This is a genomic window from Pseudoalteromonas sp. S3260 (assembly GCF_005886925.1).
GTDB classification, from domain to species: domain Bacteria; phylum Pseudomonadota; class Gammaproteobacteria; order Enterobacterales; family Alteromonadaceae; genus Pseudoalteromonas; species Pseudoalteromonas tetraodonis.
This window is the reverse complement of record NZ_PNCV01000097.1, coordinates 1-17,480: the sequence shown is the minus strand read 5'-3', so window position 1 is coordinate 17,480 and position 17,480 is coordinate 1. Positions and strand designations below refer to the sequence as shown.

At 40.5% G+C, this 17,480-nt stretch carries 11 protein-coding genes; 9 read left to right on the top strand and 2 right to left on the bottom strand.

Annotated elements, in window-relative coordinates:
* The first annotated feature begins 479 nt into the window (after nt 1-479).
* The 4 genes from CWC14_RS15110 (at nt 480) to CWC14_RS15095 (ending at nt 6,396) form a co-directional block, all read left to right on the top strand.
* Complete coding sequence (locus tag CWC14_RS15110; RefSeq protein WP_076922338.1) at nt 480-1,334, top strand: D-hexose-6-phosphate mutarotase; 855 nt, start codon at nt 480-482, stop codon at nt 1,332-1,334.
* A 16-nt stretch (nt 1,335-1,350) separates the two neighbouring features.
* Nucleotides 1,351-1,896 (top strand): PH domain-containing protein, encoded by a 546-nt coding sequence (locus CWC14_RS15105; RefSeq protein WP_138563676.1) that lies wholly within the window; start codon nt 1,351-1,353, stop codon nt 1,894-1,896.
* Nucleotides 1,886-3,436, top strand: coding sequence for a PH domain-containing protein (locus CWC14_RS15100; protein WP_138563674.1), 1,551 nt, complete (start codon nt 1,886-1,888; stop codon nt 3,434-3,436). Before CWC14_RS15105 ends, CWC14_RS15100 begins: the two co-directional genes overlap by 11 nt.
* Before the next feature lie 143 nt (nt 3,437-3,579).
* Nucleotides 3,580-6,396 (top strand): TolB family protein, encoded by a 2,817-nt coding sequence (locus tag CWC14_RS15095; protein ID WP_138563672.1) that lies wholly within the window; start codon nt 3,580-3,582, stop codon nt 6,394-6,396.
* Nucleotides 6,397-6,451: 55 nt separating this feature from the next.
* On the opposite strand, the gene CWC14_RS15090 is transcribed toward CWC14_RS15095, so the two are convergent.
* Nucleotides 6,452-7,588 (bottom strand): PepSY-associated TM helix domain-containing protein, encoded by a 1,137-nt coding sequence (locus CWC14_RS15090; RefSeq protein WP_138563670.1) that lies wholly within the window; start codon nt 7,586-7,588, stop codon nt 6,452-6,454.
* 271 nt (nt 7,589-7,859) lie between these two features.
* Here CWC14_RS15090 and CWC14_RS15085 point away from each other — a divergent pair, with 271 nt between their 5' ends.
* Both CWC14_RS15085 and CWC14_RS15080 read left to right on the top strand, forming a co-directional pair.
* Nucleotides 7,860-8,474, top strand: a complete 615-nt coding sequence (locus tag CWC14_RS15085; protein ID WP_076922333.1) for a PQ-loop repeat-containing protein — start codon at nt 7,860-7,862, stop codon at nt 8,472-8,474.
* Nucleotides 8,475-8,539: 65 nt separating this feature from the next.
* Nucleotides 8,540-9,328 carry a PhzF family phenazine biosynthesis protein gene (locus CWC14_RS15080; protein ID WP_138563668.1) on the top strand — a complete coding sequence of 263 codons (789 nt, stop codon included), beginning with the start codon at nt 8,540-8,542 and terminating at the stop codon, nt 9,326-9,328.
* Nucleotides 9,329-9,380: 52 nt separating this feature from the next.
* Here CWC14_RS15080 and CWC14_RS15075 read toward each other — a convergent pair whose 3' ends face one another.
* On the bottom strand, nt 9,381-11,879 hold the full coding sequence (locus CWC14_RS15075) for a zinc-dependent metalloprotease (RefSeq protein ID WP_138563666.1): 2,499 nt from the start codon (nt 11,877-11,879) through the stop codon (nt 9,381-9,383).
* 292 nt (nt 11,880-12,171) lie between these two features.
* On the opposite strand from CWC14_RS15075, the gene CWC14_RS15070 reads away from it, so the two are divergent.
* The 3 genes from CWC14_RS15070 (at nt 12,172) to CWC14_RS15060 (ending at nt 17,392) form a co-directional block, all read left to right on the top strand.
* Complete coding sequence (locus tag CWC14_RS15070) at nt 12,172-13,350, top strand: efflux RND transporter periplasmic adaptor subunit (protein WP_138563664.1); 1,179 nt, start codon at nt 12,172-12,174, stop codon at nt 13,348-13,350.
* Between the two features lie 13 nt (nt 13,351-13,363).
* Nucleotides 13,364-16,495 carry an efflux RND transporter permease subunit gene (locus CWC14_RS15065; protein ID WP_138563662.1) on the top strand — a complete coding sequence of 1,044 codons (3,132 nt, stop codon included), beginning with the start codon at nt 13,364-13,366 and terminating at the stop codon, nt 16,493-16,495.
* Nucleotides 16,496-16,816: 321 nt separating this feature from the next.
* On the top strand, nt 16,817-17,392 hold the full coding sequence (locus CWC14_RS15060; RefSeq protein WP_054202702.1) for a hypothetical protein: 576 nt from the start codon (nt 16,817-16,819) through the stop codon (nt 17,390-17,392).
* Nucleotides 17,393-17,480: the final 88 nt, after the last annotated feature.

The following is a 17,480-nucleotide window of genomic DNA, read 5'->3' as shown; positions in this document are numbered from 1 at the left end:
ACCGAGCAACAAAGAGTAAATCGCCCCTAGGCAGAACCCTTCGGGCAGCGCCTGTTTGGGATTGATGCTGCGTTATCGCCTATTTATGGGGAATAATCACACCACATAGGCTCCGCCTTGCCTAAATACCAAACAGACTGCTGCAAATTTAACCTTAAAAGGTCAACAGACCCTAATGGTTTTTATTAATTTGAGCAGTAATTAAAATGGCATTTATTATCTTTATTTTATTAAAAGTTAATAACACTCTGTTTGCTAAGGCTGCGCACCTTACGTAAGTTAAAAGCGATACACAAGCCACCGGTGTAAAACTTTAATCGTAATTTGGCCGTTGGTGTGGCATAAAAATATAGTAACTAACTCAATTTAAATAACTATTCTATGTAGCTTATGCTTTAAGCATGCATTATTGTTTGTGTACAGTAACCTGAACTCAGGTTAAGTACTAAAAAATTAGTCTCAGTGTTAAAGGAAATAAAATGCAATTATCACCCTCAGTATGTATTGAGCGTACACATAGCGGTTTGGAATTTATTAGTATTAATAGTCGCCAATGTAAGGCGAAAATATTTTTACAAGGTGGGCAAATAACTGAGTTTACACCCAAAGGTAAATTGCCACTATTGTGGGTGTCTGGGGATGAAACCTTTAGTGAAGGGAAGGGCATTCGTGGCGGTATTCCTATTTGCTGGCCTTGGTTTGGTCAACATGAAAATAAAGACTTTCCAGCACATGGTTTTGCGCGCACGCACGTATGGCAAGCCGATGAAGTGCATGAAACCGAGAACGAGATTACTGTTAGCCTAAAATTACCAATGAAGCAGATAGATTCTACCTTTTGGCCTCATCAATCTTCTTTAAGGGTTGAGTTTATTTTATCTGAGCAGTTAGAGGTGCGTTTAACCACCTGTAATTTAGGTAACACCCCATTTAGTTATACACAGGCGCTGCATACTTACTTTCCAACTGATGATATTAATAATACTCGCGTAACAGGGCTGCAAGGAGCGCAATACATAGAATTTGGCCAAGGGCCGTATCAGCAAAGTGATGTGGTTGGTTTTACCCGTGAAACCGATATGGTTTATACCCAAGCCGTGGCTGTGCAAACCATTGAAACTCCTCAAGGGATGATCAGCGTTAGCAGAGAAAACTCGCGCTCGTGCGTGTTATGGAATCCATGGATTGAAAAATCAAAGCGACTATCAAATTTTGCCGATGATGATTATAAAAGCATGTTATGCCTAGAGGCTGCGAATGTACTTGAAGATGCGGTTACGCTTGAGCCAAAACAAAGTCATACCCTAGTAACAACAATTAAGTGGCTTGGCTAAGCCTACCATACGCGTAATGGAGCAAAGTGTGTTTACTAATCAACAAATAACCGACCTACCGCAACATAAAAGCATAGTGTTTGAGCCGCTTGCGGACAAAGCATTGTTGCATGCACAATTGAATTGGTTGTTATTTTTCATTCCTTTTTGCTTAGTACTAGCGGCTGTTTGCTATTTTAATACAGACTTTGCTGCTATGGCGCAAGGTTACTTATTGGTTGCTGTTCCGCTATTAATTTTACTGTGTACGTTATATAGCGTGTTTAGCATAAAATTACAGGGCAGCGCGTTGCGTACCCACGATATTGCTTTTAAAAAAGGCATTATTTGGCAGCAGGTGACAATTTTACCGTTAGCGCGTGTGCAGCATATTGAAATACACCGTGGGCCCATAGAGCGAAAGCTTGGTTTAGCCAGTTTAAGACTTTATAGCGCCGGCGGTATGAGTGCCGATTTACAAATTAGCGGCCTGACCCACGAAAAATGCAAAAATATTCGTCAGTTTGTACAAAGCTATCGCCACGATGAAACCGCAAGCGAGGCAGCTGCCAGTGAATGTTGATGCTGCGCAAATAACGTCACCTTCACTTAATTGGCAAAAAGTGTCGCCTTGGGCGCTGGCTTATTTTGTAATGCATTTTAGTGTGCGCTTCATAAAAGACGGCTTATTTAATTTACTGCCCGTGTTGGTGGTATTTGTTACCCAAGTAGAAAATAAACTATTTTGGGGGCAAGTTGGGCTCGCGGTTGCTTTGACTTCATTGCTTGCCTATTGTTTTTTGTATTACCGTAGTTTTCGTTTTTGTATTACTGACGAGCATGAAATTTTACTAAATAAAGGCGTATTTAAAAAAGAGCGACTCACCTTAAAATTTTCTCGAGTGCAAAACGTAAATATAGCGGAGCCATTTTACTTCACCCCCATAGGGTTAGTTAATTGTATTTTTGATGCGGCAGGCAGTGTGGCTCAAGAAGCTGTTTTGCCAGGGGTAACTAAAGATTACGCGCAACAAATGCGTAAACGAGTGTTTGACTATAAAGCGCAGCAGCAACCATCAGTAGAGCTCGCTGATACAGCGCAGTCTCATATTGAAGAGCAGAGCGAAAATAGTTTAGTTATCACAAATAAAGAAATAGCTAAGTTTGGTTTAATGTCGAACATGGCCATTTTAGCGCTTGCCGCTATTGCCCCTTTTATGAATGTGGCCATCGACTTTTTAGAGCAGCAGTTTATAACAAAAATAGAGGGTTATTATCAGCAAGAGCTCGGTATGATGGCTAATGCAGCTGTGTTTGCGGTTATTACTTTAATTATTATGTTGGTATTTATTGCGGTGTTTTTATCGGTGACTATGTCGCTCATTCGTTTTTATAACTATCAGCTTTACTTTAAAAATAATAAATTCAAACGTATTGCAGGGCTGTTAGAGCGTCATCAACTATCAATTAGTTTAGACAAAGTACAGTCAATCGTTATTAAGCAAAACCTAGTTGCCAGGCTATTAAAACGCTTTACTGTGGAGTGTTTGCAAGCCAGTAGCGGCGGTGCTGCAAGCATGGCGAAAAAGAATAAACAAACCTTAGTGCTGCCTGTGCTCACGCAGGAGCAAGTTGATAATGTGTGTCAGTGGATTTATCCGTGGTTTGACAGTAAAAAGCTGGCATTCAATGCGGTAGAAAGGCCGTTGTTATATAAAAACACGGTGTTTTATGCTTTGCTACCGAGCGTTGCTTCTGGTTTTTTTATTAGCTTTATGCAACTTAATATATTAATTCCGTTAGCGTTATTTTTGGTATTAGCCGCGTTAGTGTTTTTATCTTATAAACGTTATGGGTATTACCTTCATCAACAAGATGGGCGTTTTTATATGGTGGTACGCAAAGGTATGATTGGCGTGCATTACCGGGTCTTTGAGCTGTACAAAGCACAAAGCGCTCGCAGTGTGAGCACCTTTTTTATGCGTCGTTCTGGCTTAAAAAGCCTGTATATACAACTTGCTGCAGGCGGTGCGTACGTCCCATATTTAAAACAGCAAGATGCTGACTTTATTATAGATTTTACACTTATGCAGGCTGAGTCAGACTCCCGTAGTTGGATGTAACTTCCTTTGTTCAAAACTCAGATTAAATAATAAAGCGGGTGTAAATACACATTTGCACATGCTTTATTACACTTTTTTACTGCCCGTTTTTTCCATTTGATAATACTCTAAGCATTATCAAATGTACTATTTAAGGGATTATTGTGAAAAAGTCACTCATTGCATCAGCCTTATTATTGGCTGCACCTAGCTTTGCTGCTGATTGGCAAACCATTCATACCGAGCATTTTAATGTTCACTTTAGTAGTGAGCATACTGATTTTGCTAAATCGACTGCTGTGGAGCTGGAAATTGTTCGCACTAAAGTGCTTGAGCAACAAAACCGTGCGCTTGATAAAATCGTCGATGTGGTGGTGTTTGACCCTCTAAATGCAGCGAATGGCTTTGCCTTACCAACCTCTAATAATCCTGTTATGGCGCTTTTTACTACGCCACCGCAGTCGGATACCGTGATATCAAATTCATCGGGTTGGCAGCAATTGTTGGTGCTGCACGAATACATTCATTTAGTCCATTTAGCGCAGCCAACCCGTAACGACTGGCAGCAAAAGATTCGCGGTGTATGGGATATATACGATTTAACCTATGATGATACACCGCGCTGGGTAGCCGAAGGATACGCCACTTTAATCGAATCAAAAATGACAGGTCGAGGGCGCTTATTTGATAACTATGCTGAGGCAATACTCGGGGAGTTTGCTCAGCAAGGAGCGCTTCCCACCTATGGGCAACTAAATAGTGATGAAGGCTTTATGGCGGGCTCCATGGCGTATTTAATGGGAAGTCGTTTTTTATACTGGCTAGAGCAAAATTACTCAGAGCAGCTACTCGATAATGTATGGGTTCGTATGCGAGCAGTGAAATCACGAGATTTTGACGACGCATTTTCTGGTGTATTCGGGCAAAGCGCTGCAAGGTTATATCGTCGATTTATTGCAGAGTATACCTATAAAGCGATGCAACAAGAGCAAACCGAATCACCACTTAATAGCAAGCTTTGGTTAGAACTTGATTTATACGCTAGCAACCCCGCTCTTTCAAATGATGGTAGCAAAATTGCGATAGTTGAACGTGATGAAAAGAGTAAAACAACACTAATAATTTACAGTACAGAAGACAACACCAAAGCACGAGATAAGTTTACTAAGGTGCAAAAGGAGCTCCTAGAGAACGATAAGCAAGATGTTCCTGATACCCCGCCAATCGTGTTTAAGCGCGAACAAAAACAAATATTAAATCAAATAAATCGAGCAGGTATTGCCAATCCGCAGTGGGTAGGCAATAACACTCTTTATTTTAATGCCTACAGTATTGAGGAGTCGGGAACTTATAACAAAGTGTCTGACATTTTTAGCTATAACATAGATACTGGCAACGTCGAACAACTCACTGAACTGGCTGGTATTCGTCGTTTTAGTGTTACCCGCGATGGTGAAACACTTTACGGTGAGCAAATAAGAGCTGGGTATTCTGAATTAGTAAAAGTCGATTTTAATACACAAACAATCACGCCACTTTTTACCAAGAGCTTAAAAACGACGTATGATTACCCGACCCTAAGCCCCGATGAAACAAAATTAGCTTATTTATCAGCGTCATTAAACGAAAATTGGCAATTGTATATACAAGGTTTAAGCGGTGATGCCAGGCAGTCAATCCCAATGCCTAACGGGTATCAATACTTAAGCCAACCGAGTTTTAGTCAAAATGGGGAGTCTATCTATTTTGTAGCGGGTCTAAATAATGCCACTGATATTTATAATTACCATATAAAAAATAACACCCTCACCCGCTTAACTAACGGCCAAGAAGCGCTCGCATACCCGATTGAGGCTGAAGATGGCTCACTACTTTATTTCTCTATTAATGCCGATGGTCCTGATGTAAAAAGGCTAACAATTGCAAAAAATCGCGCAGCCGTGACGGATCTCGCTGTAGCCAGTGAAGCTCCATTGTTGATGGTAAATGCGCATACGCTTCCTGCGGCAAAAATTTATACCCATGAGGTAGGAGAACAAAGGGATTATGCTGTGCTAGATCAGCAAGCGACGTTTGCCTTGGGATCTCAGTATTATTCAGCGTCAACCAGTTTGCTAAGCGTAGGTATAAAAAGTAGCGACCTATTAAAGCAACTTGATTTACAAGCGGGTTATAACATTGATTTGCATGACGGTGCATTAAATGGCGGCTTTATACAAGCAAAATACAATGCGCTGAATACAAAGTTTAAGCTTGCGCTATTTGATTATAATTTGGATACATCACATCAATATCAACCTAGCTTAAACGTCGATATTGACGCCCGAGGTGGCTTTGCTGCAATAAGCCACCCATTGAAATTTGGTCAATTACAGTTAACCCCAGAACTTGCTTATAACTATACAGATTATAAAAATGGTCATAAAAATTGGACACGGTTGAGTATTGCTCAAAGCTGGCAACATGACCGCCAAGCATTTGCCATAGGGCAGAGTATTTATGCCAGTATTTATGATGGGCGGAATCACAGCAGTCATTGGCAAGGTTATGACTTGGCAGCAAAAATATTTGGTAAAGCGTTTGATATACCAATTTTTGTGAGCTTTGAACAAAAACAGCGAGACGATAGTGATTTAGCTTTAGGTGGATTCAGCTCTAATTTAATTAATCAGCAGCAAAGTAGTGAATTTATTCTTGCTGCTGAATTGCCTTTTTATAGTGCAACCACTGAGCGCTACCAGGGGTATGGTGGTGGCATTAGCTTTAAAGAGGGGATGCCTTGGCTTTATTACAAGCAACATCAATTAGATAGCAACGTTTATGCACAAAGTTACGGCTTAAAATACCAAGGTGACTTTAGCTTTGGTATGGGGCCTGCGGGCGTAAACGATTTAACCTTTAATGCTGGACTGTCGCGTGTTGAAGGTGACAGCTTTGAAGATGAAATGCGCGCGTGGTTAAGCTTTTACTATTCATTATAAAAGCCTATTTAGCTAAGTTACTACCTAAAGCTAGTAACTTAGCTGAGTACTAATATTATAAAACGTTAGCGCTTTTTCGCTGCATTACACGATTTCTTTGTGAATGCTTTTTACGTTTACGGCGGGTAAGCCACAAATAAAAACCTGTACCAGCGAGCCATACAGGGCTAAGGCCAACAATACACCATAGTATTTTACTGATAAGCCCAGCAAAATAACCAAAGTGTAGTTTTCTAAAACTGTCTATTACTTGCCAACCAGCACCAGCCTCTCGAATATCCCAGTTAGCCATGTGTTCACCTGTTTGCTTATTGTAAGTTATGGTATTGGCGTATTCACTGGTAAGTGGATTACGGGTATTTACTTCGCCATAAAGAGTAATATTTTCATCGGGCTCTCGTGGAAACACTAAAAAAGTAGTGTTAAAAGTGGGTATTTGCAGCTTACTATCATTAAGAATGCGCTCAAAAGAAATGTCGTCACTATATAATTTATTTGTAATAGTGTAGTGCTCTTCTTCTGCGTGTTCTATTACTTCGTGATACCACACTGCACCATTAAAATAACCACCGGTAATCGCTAAAACGATAAGGATAGGTGAGCCTAATACTCCAGTCATTTTATGAATGTCGCTAAGTACTATTTGTAAAGTTGCGCGCCAGCGTACGCTAAATAGTCGCTGCCAAAATTTACGGTAAATAATTAAGCCTGTAATGCCCAGAGTTAATAAAAATAAAGCAAAAAAGAACCCTAATACGGTACCTGTTTGCCCAGGTAAGCTTTTTAAGTCGTTAAGTAAAAAGGTGTAATGGAGTTCTAAAAACCAGTCGGTAAAATAATGAGTTGTGCTAACTGGTTCTGATAAAACCTCTCCGGTGTATTGGTCTAAATGCAACTTAAACCAATCGTCAGTTCCACGCTTAACCAAATAAAGCCGGTCGGCGGTGGTGTTATTAAAAAGTTCCCAGCTTCCTACTACATACTCAGGAAAGGCTGCTTCGGCTTTATCTATTAATGAGTCCATAGGTAAGCGAGCAGCTTGCTGCTGTACCACAAAGTGTTTGTCAGGCATCAGTAAGCCATCAATTTCACTTTTAAACACTAAAACACTGCCGGTAATGCTAATAACAATTAACGGAATAATGGCAATTAGCGCCAACCAACTATGGACTTTAAACAGTGTTTTTCTCATTACTTAAGCTTGTATGTTAACTTTTAGATGTGCGCATGATAACAGTTATCATTTGTGTTGCAATTATAAAATAGTGAGACTGTGAAGTTATAGCAACGGTTTTTGTATACTCAAGTTGCCACAGGAGGAAACTAAAGTAGGTGTGAAGCTTGTATAAAACCTAGCCAGCTCTACAATGCGCGCACAAAAATAAAGCCTTTAAAAACAAATGTTTAAAAAATGTTTTATTTCTTCCTTTTTATTAACAACAATGTAACGAGCGAGGTTTGCTTTGGCGTATTATTTGCCTATTTTGTCAGTGTTTATTTTGGTTTTTAGTTTTTTACCGTTACTTAATAAAATTATTAAAAACCGCAGTGTATCAGGTGTGTCACTGTTAATGATGACATTTGGTTTAGCGCAAAGTGTATACTTCATTAGCTACAATCTTTATTTTTCTCGCTTTTATATTGCCTTGCCATTTTTTGCGACAGGATTATTGAGTGGTTTAATTTTATACTTTTTTGCACGTTATAATGCCGCTAAACGTCAGAAGCTGCAGTTACTTGGCATGCTTAGCTTTTCGTTATTACCATTTTTGTTGTTACTTAACCCCAACTTAGATACCGCTGTGGTACTTAATGGCTTAACCTATGTGGGCTTAATTATGAGCTCGGTACGGGTTATGCCACAAACCTATAAAACACTTCGCACAGGGAATATTAGTAACCTTAGTGCGCGCTATTTTAGTTTGCAATTTATAGCAGGTATCTGTGGTTTGTTTGCAGAGCTAGCCATGCCAGTGCAAAGTACTTCGCATATATTAATGTTTATTATGATATTGCTAACTAATGCGCTGCAATTTGCGTGTATGCAGTATTATCGCGTACGTCCTGTGTTGGCATAAAATTATAGTGACCGTTAATTTCATTTGTGGCACTTTGAGTGACCAATAAATAAAAAGTGCCCACTATGAAATTAACTATCCATCAAATCGATGCGTTCAGCAGTGAACTGTTTAAAGGTAATTATGCTGCCGTGATCCCACTAGAGTCTTGGCTTAGTGATGATCTTATGCTGAATATAGCTTCGGAAAACAACGTGTCTGAAACCGCTTTTACTTGTCAGTCGGCAGATGGAAGCTTTGCGATACGTTGGTTTTCGCCATTAATGGAGATTGATTTTTGCGGCCATGCTACTTTAGCAGCGGCCTATGTGCTTTGTGAGCAACATAGTATATCGCAGGTGCGCTTTAGCGCAGAGGCGGTGGGCAAACTGATTGTTAATAAAAATAACGATGGCAGCTTTGCCATGACCTTTCCTAAACAAGCCCCTGAAGAGGTTCAGCTCATCCCTGATGCTTTATTAGCTGGCCTGTCTATACAACCTGTTAAGGTGCTGCAAAACCGCCAAGCTTATTTTGCTATTTATGATAATGAGCAGCAGGTTGTAGACCTGAAAACAACCAATGAACAACTAAAAAAATTAGCCCCATTAGATGTGGTTGCAACAGCACCGAGTGTTGAGTATGACTTTATTTCTCGTTATTTTTGGCCTGCCAGTGGGGGTGATGAAGACTTTGTAACCGGCTCAATTCATACTGGGCTTGCCCCTTATTGGGCGGGGCAGTTTGGAAAAAATTCTCTCAGTGCTTATCAAGCCTCACAACGAGGTGGGAAGCTACACTGTGAAGTGGGTGATACAACAGTGACATTAACGGGTCATGCCGTAAGGTACCTTAAAGGCACTATTTACCTTTGAGTTAGTGTAAAAAAGGCCACGTAAAACGTGGCCTTGGTTTACTCAGTGTTATTTACGCTTCTAGCGCTTTGCTAATTAAGCGGTCGATATATTTTTTATGTGCTTTGGTTGCGGTATCAGCGCCCCATGCAACATCTTGATCGGCTATTTGAGTTAGCTGATATAGCGCGGCTGTTTTCGCTAAGTTATCGTATTTACTTGCTTTTTCTAGGCCTGCAATCGCAATTAGCTGATTAACATATTCAATCTGTAAATTATGACTGATTGAATTAGCGGTTTTACTATCAACAAAGATACTTGCAGTTAAATCCTCCATAAATTGCGTAAGGGTGTATTCATTACCATATAAAGCAGTATCTGAAATACGCAGTAACACAGCAGGATGAAGTAGTTGCGCTAGTACACTCTTTTGCATACCTAAAATCATTTTATGCGGTTTAGGGTCTTCGTTTTTACCGTAATGATTAAACCCACGACGCTGCTGCTGCATAAAGTTATACAATGGCTGCATGCTTTGCAGTACATTTGGAGCAAACACATACTCAGCTAAAATAGCCATTGCTTGGGTTTGACGCTCAAGTGGTACCGGTGTAAAAGGCTTTGCTGCATTTTCATCGCCCACGACGGCACGCTCTACATAAACCCCTCCAATTTGACGAGATACCACGCCTGCTTGTGCACGATACTGGCCAAATAGGCTGTTAGCTGAAGTAACAAGCTGTTGGTAAGACTCACCTTTTACTGTAGCTTTGTCTTTAAGTTCAGAAAATAGCGTATTGATCAGTGCCATTCTATCTGCACCATAAGCTGCAGGGTTAGACGACAAGTCACCAATCATCACGCGAGGGTCTATGTGGCGACCTGGTGCACGCATGTCGTCGGCATCGTTACCAAAGGCCAGTGCATGTTCGCTTGAGCGAGCGAGTATTTTATCAAGACGAGCTTGTTCTGCTGCTTCATCTTTAAGTGCTGCGCTGTAGCCGTAGTTTATTGCCCAATCATCGTATGGACCTGGTTTAGTTTGGAAAATATCGCCTTGAGTCACACCTGTTGGCGCTATATTTGCTGGCGCATAGTCCATTACTGAGCCGGTTACTATACCTTGGGTTTTACTTTTGTCGTGAACTTCTTTCTCATCCCACAAAATAGAAGATTTCATGTTGTGATTAAGACCTAAAGTATGCCCTACTTCATGTAAAACCAGCTGGGTTAAGCCTTGGCGTAACATTTCAGTATCTTCAATATCAGCGCCATTTGCTAAGCCTTTTGCAAGTATTAGGTTCTGTTGTAATTCATGACCTAAAGAGCAATTAAGCTCAGTGTTGCTTCCAGGTTGTGTATGGCTCATAGTGCCTTGAGTATAAAGCGTATCGTATATCCAGCGGTTTTTCATAAATACAAACTCAAGCATGATGTCTGAGCCTAAAATTTCACCGGTTAGCGGGTTAGCTAATGCTGGCCCATATCCACCAAAAGGTGGCTTAGGTGATGAAGTCCAGCGCAGTACATTATAGTTAATGTCACCAGCATCCCAATCGGCATCATCAGGTTGTACTTTTACTTCTATTGCATTTTTAAAGCCTGCCTTTTCAAATGAGCTATTCCAAGCAAGTACGGCGTCACGCACGGTGTCACGCCATTCAACCGGTGTGGTGTTTTCTATCCACCAGGTAATCGGCTTTACTGGCTCTGAAAGTGCTGCGTTTGGATCTTTCTTTTGTAAATCCCAGCGCTTTATTACATCTTGGTATGGTGCCCAGTCAGTTGATGTCATTTTATCAAACTGATTAGTGAAATAACCAATGCGCGCATCATCAAAACGAGGTTGGTAGCTATTATCAGGTAAAGCTACAAATGAGTGCTGAACTTTTACCGACAGGCTTCGGGGGTCGCTTACAGCACCTGAACCTCGAACGGTTGGGCTACTATTAGTAAATACATAGTCAACTACCACATCTAGGTTGTTAGGGTAAGGACGCTGTTTGATGATACGTGATTTTTTATCATCTAATTTACCTACTTTAAAACGCTTTTTAGCATTTTTATCGTTCGGATTAGGCGTTGGTGATACTTTATGCAGTGCTTCACTTAAAAATAGCTTGTTAACATTAAAGGCTATTTTACCTTCTTCTTGCTTTTCTATTTTTATACTTGCAAGTACTGCTTCGCTAATGTTTGCCTCGCTGGCTTTAGCTAGCGCGCTATTTTCGTTAAATAAGTAACGCGGGGTTTTACTAACAATATCGATACGATCAAAGTACTTTCTAAATTCAATTAACTTTGTTTCACGGTACGACCCACGAAAATGACCCGCATCAGTTACACCATCAATGGTGTGTGCAAAATAAACAAAAGGGGTATCGAGCTGTGACTCGTTAATTACCATTAGGTGGTCACCGGTTTTTTCATCTTGGTAAAGATTAAAAATACCCGCAAATTCGGTTTGCCCTTTAATCATTTCACTTAATGTTTGTGGCTTTTTTTCTTCTGCAACAGTATAGCTACTGCCAAGCGCTATACTAAGCGCCAAGGTAAGTGTGGTTAATTTCATTCATTTAGTCTTTTTTAGTTGTTAATGTAATTTTACTGTACGGTGTGTCATGCTTTTTCGCACAGTATGATTAATAAATACTAACCTAAAGTGATTAGCTTTATGATTTATAATGGTAAAAATTTGTAACAATACATTTATAAAGCGGCTTAACAGTGCTTTTTACTTACCTTTTATTTGCTGAAGAAGACCTTATTTATACCTTTTTGTAACAGTTGCTTACAAATGTCACGTTAATGTTTCATTAAGCTTTGGTATCATAGTGCTAATAGTAATTTGGGAGAAATAATCAATGCAAGGTAATGTACTTAGATGGGCTTTTCCATTTGTAGCACTGGCATTAGGTGTTGCTGGTTTTGTTGCAATTAATGCGATTGCAAAAGAGTCAGATAAAAAAGAAGTCATAGACACTCGACCAACGGTGCAAGTTGAAGCTGTTTCCGCTAACAATCATCAAGTTATCATTAATAGTTATGGTGAAGTGCAGCCACTAGAAAATACCCAACTTTCAGCGCAAGTATCCGGTGAAGTCGTCAGCTGGCATCCAAGCTTTGTGGCCGGTGGTGTTGTGGGTCGCGGCGAAATCTTATTTACAATTGAAAAAGATAACTACGAAGCAGCAGTACTGCAAGCCGAGGCTGAACTTGCCCGCGCGCAAGCGATGTTAATTGAAGAGCAAGCGCAGGCTAAAGTAGCAGAAGACGAAGCAAAACGTTTCCCAAATAAAGCGCGTACAGATTTATTTTTACGCAAACCACAAGTGCTGAGTGCGCAAGCATCAGTTAAATCGGCCCAAGCTGCATTAAAAAGAGCCCAACGCGATTTAGACAATTGTGAAATCACCGCACCTTACGATGCATTAGTGGTTAGTCGGAATGTGGGGGTTGGCCAGTTTGTTAGTATGGGCGCTCAAGTTGCCGAGCTGAATAATATTGAAACCGCTGAAGTGATTATTCCGATCGCTGGCTTTGACAGTGTGTTTTTACCTGAACGCGTTAAAGGGGTAACGGCAACCGTTGTCAAAATAGGATTCAATGGGTTTACTCGCCAAGCAGTAATAGACCGCGATTTAGGGATTGTTGATAACGCGACTCGCATGAGCAGTTTAGTGGTAAGAATTGAAGATCCTTACGGACTGACTAATCAGCAGCCTGCAATTAAATTTGGCACTTATGTACAAGTAAACTTTGCTGGCACTATGCTCAATAATATTTATCGTTTACCGCAAGAGTTAGTAAATAACCAAACCGTGTGGGTAGTCAATGATGAGCAACAGTTAGAGCCGCGTAAAGTAAAAGTGATTCGTGAAGAAGGCGAATATTTTTATATTAGCGATGGCTTACAAGCCAACGATAAGCTCGTTACCACCTTACCGGAATACCCTCAAAAAGGCATGGCAGTAAAAATAGCCGGTTTAACAGAGACTAAAAATACAGATGCAGCAGAAAATGCATCCACTGAAAAACTTTAAGGTAGGGTGAGTTATGAATATCACAGAACAGCCCAATACAACCAAACAAACAGGGTTAATTGCTTATTTTGCTAACAACTCTGTTGCTGCCAATTTAATGATGTTTTTTATTATTGTAATGGGGCTTATAAGCTACTTTACCATTCAGCGACAAATGTTCCCTAATATAGAAGTTAACTATATTACTGTAAATGCAAACTACCCGGGGGCGTCGCCACAAGAAATTGAAGAAAGTATCTTAATAAAAATTGAAGAGTCGCTAAAAGATATAACTGAGATAAAAAAAGGGGTATATCGCGCTTTTCGTAATGGGGGTTCTGCCAGCCTTGAAATTAATACTGACGCAGAGCTTACCGACGTTCTCGATAAGGTAAAACTGCGAGTAGATGGTATCGCGACTTTTCCTGCAGGAATGGAGCCGGTTACCATTAGCCAAATAGAGTTTCGCCAAGATGTAATTGGCATGACGCTCGTTGCCGACCTACCGCTAAATGAGCTTAAGCCAATCGCAAATCAGGTTGAAGATGAACTCTTGCAGTTATCGAATGTATCTTTAGTGGTAAACGATGTGCCACTGGATGAAATTGCCATAGAAATAGAACCCGATACATTGCGCCAATATAATTTAACCTTATCGGATGTAGCGAACGCGGTACGTCGTTATTCGGCTAACTTTTCAGCCGGACAATTAAAAACTGATGCGGGTGTTATTTCGGTTCGAGTAGAAAATCAGTTTTATTCTGGTGAAGAGTTTAGGCAAATTCCGGTAAAAATTGGCGCCAATGGTGCCAAAGTGTTGCTACAAGATATTGCTATAATCAAAGATCAGTTCGTTGAAGGTGAGCGTTACTTTAAATTTAATGGCGAAAACGCGGTTTATTTATCGGTAAAAGCCACCGAAGATCAAAACATTATTCCGGTGGCCGATTCGGTTAAAGCGTATATTGATCAAAAAAATAAAGAGCTGCCATTGGGTGTGCGTTTAGAGCCATTAATGGACATGACATACTACCTTAATGCACGCTTAGATATGATGAAAGCTAATTTGCTGCAAGGGGCTATTTTAGTTGCCATTATGCTTTCATTATTTTTACGTTTTAAGCTGGCACTGTGGGTAATGATTGGTTTGCCGGTATGTTTTTTAGGGGCGATGATGTTGATGCCATTATTTGGCATCACGATTAATATTGTGTCTTTGTTTGCCTTTATTATGGTACTGGGAATTGTGGTGGACGATGCCATTGTCATAGGTGAAAGTGCCTACACCGAAATAGAGAAAAAAGGCGGCGGTGTTGTTAATGTAGTAAATGGCGCAAAACGAGTTGCCACCCCGGCGACCTTCGGAGTACTCACAACCATTGCGGTATTTGCGCCATTTACACTTTCAAGTGGACCTGAAAGTGCCTTCTTTTATGGTATTTCAGTGGTGGTGATTTTATGTTTAATATTTAGCTTGATTGAATCTAAGCTGATATTACCGGCGCACATTGCGCATACTCACTTTTCACCTATTAACCCTGATGGTTGGCGAGCACGCTTTAATAAGCGTTTTTTTGGCTTTGTAAATGGGCCGTATAGGCAGTTTATTGTTAATTGTATAAAGTGGCGTTGGACGGTGCTGTTTAGTTTTATTGCGCTACTAATTTTCACCTTTGCGTTAATATCGTCAAATCAGGTGAGAATGATCCCATCGCCTAAAGTGCCGCATGACTTCCCGCAAATTAATGTTGAGATGAACGATAACGTATCAGACATTCAAACCATTAATGCTATTCGCCAAATCGAAGCTATGGTGCTTGAAATAGATAAGCAAACCGAGCGCGAAGAAGGGCAAAAGATGATTCGCGATGTATTGGTATTTAACCAAGGTCGTACAGAGGCGCAGTTATTAGCGCCATTGGTTGATGAAGATTTACGCCCTTATAATGCCTTTGAGCTTTCGCGCCGCTGGCGTGAAGCGATGCCTAATATTGCGGGCGTTAAATCGTTAACTATTCAGGATGATGTTGGCGGTGGAGGTGGCGGCGGTAACGGTGAGTTTGGTTACTTGCTGTATGGCTCTGATATCGATACATTGAATGAAGCAGGGCGTCGCTTTATTGGATTATTGCAGCAGCAAGAAGGCTTATTTGATATAAGCTCTACCATTGACCCTGCTAGCAAAGAAGTACAAATGAGCTTAAAACCAGTCGCCTTTGACTTAGGGTTAGATTTGGCCTCAATTGCAAATCAAGTCGGTGCCAGTTTTTATGGTGGCGAGGCGCAACGTGTTATTCGTCGCGGTGAAGAAGTACGGGTGATGGTACGTTACCCTAAGCTTACCCGTGAAGCGTTCTCGTCACTTAAACATGCAGTTGTTACTACGCCCCAAGGCAAAGAAGTATTGCTAGGAGATGTGGTTGAGCTAACTGAAACCCCTGGTATTAGTTATATTCGTCGTGAAGGCGGTTATCGCACTGTTTATGTGTATGGCAACATTGATGAGGAAGTGATTGAGCCAGGCGAAGTGGTTAAGCAAGTAAAAGAAAATTTACTACCACAATTGTTGGACGAATACCCAAGTGTTAAGTCAGAACTAGGTGGCGCAATTGAAGAGCAGCAAGCGCAAGCTAATGAGCAATTGTTATTTTTTGCTGGTGGTATGATTTTGGTTTACATTTTGTTGGCAGTGCCACTAAAAAGTTACTCGCAGCCTTTAATTGTAATGTCGGTTATTCCATTTAGTTTAACGGGTGCAATATGGGGACATTTTTGGTTTGGCTTAGATATTAGCTTAATGTCGGGCTTTGGTTTAATTGCTGCTGCAGGGGTTGTTATCAATGACTCATTAGTAATGACTGATTTTATTAATCAGGCGCGTCGCGCGGGTATCAGTATAAAAGATGCGGTTATTGAAGCAGGCTGTGCACGCTTTAGGCCCATATTACTTACCTCAATAACTACCTTTGCTGGCGTATTACCGATTATGTTTGAAACCAGTTTACAAGCTAAATTTGTAATACCGATGGCGGTAGCACTTGGTTTTGCGGTTATGTTTGCAACACTGATCACCCTTATTTTGGTGCCGTGCTTATACATTATTTTAACTGACATAGGGGCGCTGTTTAAACGCCCATTTACAAGTAAAAAGGTGAGTGTGAGTTAGTATTATATATCACCCTGTCCCGTCCTAAATGTGTAAACACATGTCAGGACAAGGTATCCAGCTGAATAAAAAAGCCAACCGTTAAAGCGGTTGGCTTTTTTGTTTTATGCTCATTAGTGCAAACTTTAGTATTGTTTTTAAACTCTGGTTACATTTTTTTGTTTGATTATTGCAACATTGCGAATTACATTCAGTCGGTATTGGTATTACACAATGGTTTTTAACCTAATACTTTAGTTAACGCATATTAGCCTACGAGCTAGTTTGCCTGTTGTAAGCCATATGATATGGGCGAGACGTTTGACTCTTTAAGGTGTTGCAGTGTTTATACATTCATCATTAACGTGTGGAGAATGGTTAACTATTGGTTGTCTTGGGCTGGATCAGTATAGCCAGCTATTTGTTGGTGATACGGTTAGTGTGAGCTTTTACGATGAGCATGGCGAATTAACTCAGCTAGCGTTTGATTATGAAATACTTTCCCCTGAACAGGGGGAACCCCATGCTTGGAGTTTACTGGTAGTTGAGCATATTAATATGCATATTCCACTGGTGTGCGCTGGCAGAATGACAGAGCAAGGATTGGTTGTTGCGTATCGACATAACAAAATATTTGCACTTGAAAGCAGTGGTATTTGTAGCGCGGTGGTCCATTTTAATCGCGCTGAAAAAAATAAAAAATTAATTGCTGTAAATAGCCTTGGATACGACGCAATTTATCCTCAAAATGGCGATATGTATAGTGCGGGCACCAAAGTATTACAGCCAAAAACTGGGCATATATACCAGTGTAAGGCATGGCCATTTAGCGAATTTTGCCGTGTAGATGAGCATAACACTATGTTTGAGCCTGGCGTTGGCGAGAGCTGGACTATGGCTTGGCAGCAAATACAGTAAATCAACTTCCCTTAGGTATAACGACAACAATAAAATTCACGTAGTTTTTAGTTATCGAATTTATACCGCACGGCAAGATCATTATAAA

Bases quoted from the DNA above. Each gene is read 5' to 3' on its own strand.
- CWC14_RS15070 (WP_138563664.1), top strand. From the start codon at position 12,172: ATGCAAGGTAATGTACTTAGATGGGCTTTTCCATTTGTAGCACTGGCA.
- CWC14_RS15105 (WP_138563676.1), top strand. From the start codon at position 1,351: ATGGAGCAAAGTGTGTTTACTAATCAACAAATAACCGACCTACCGCAA.
- CWC14_RS15110 (WP_076922338.1), top strand. From the start codon at position 480: ATGCAATTATCACCCTCAGTATGTATTGAGCGTACACATAGCGGTTTG.
- CWC14_RS15080 (WP_138563668.1), top strand. From the start codon at position 8,540: ATGAAATTAACTATCCATCAAATCGATGCGTTCAGCAGTGAACTGTTT.
- CWC14_RS15065 (WP_138563662.1), top strand. From the start codon at position 13,364: ATGAATATCACAGAACAGCCCAATACAACCAAACAAACAGGGTTAATT.
- CWC14_RS15075 (WP_138563666.1), bottom strand. From the start codon at position 11,879: ATGAAATTAACCACACTTACCTTGGCGCTTAGTATAGCGCTTGGCAGT.
- CWC14_RS15090 (WP_138563670.1), bottom strand. From the start codon at position 7,588: ATGAGAAAAACACTGTTTAAAGTCCATAGTTGGTTGGCGCTAATTGCC.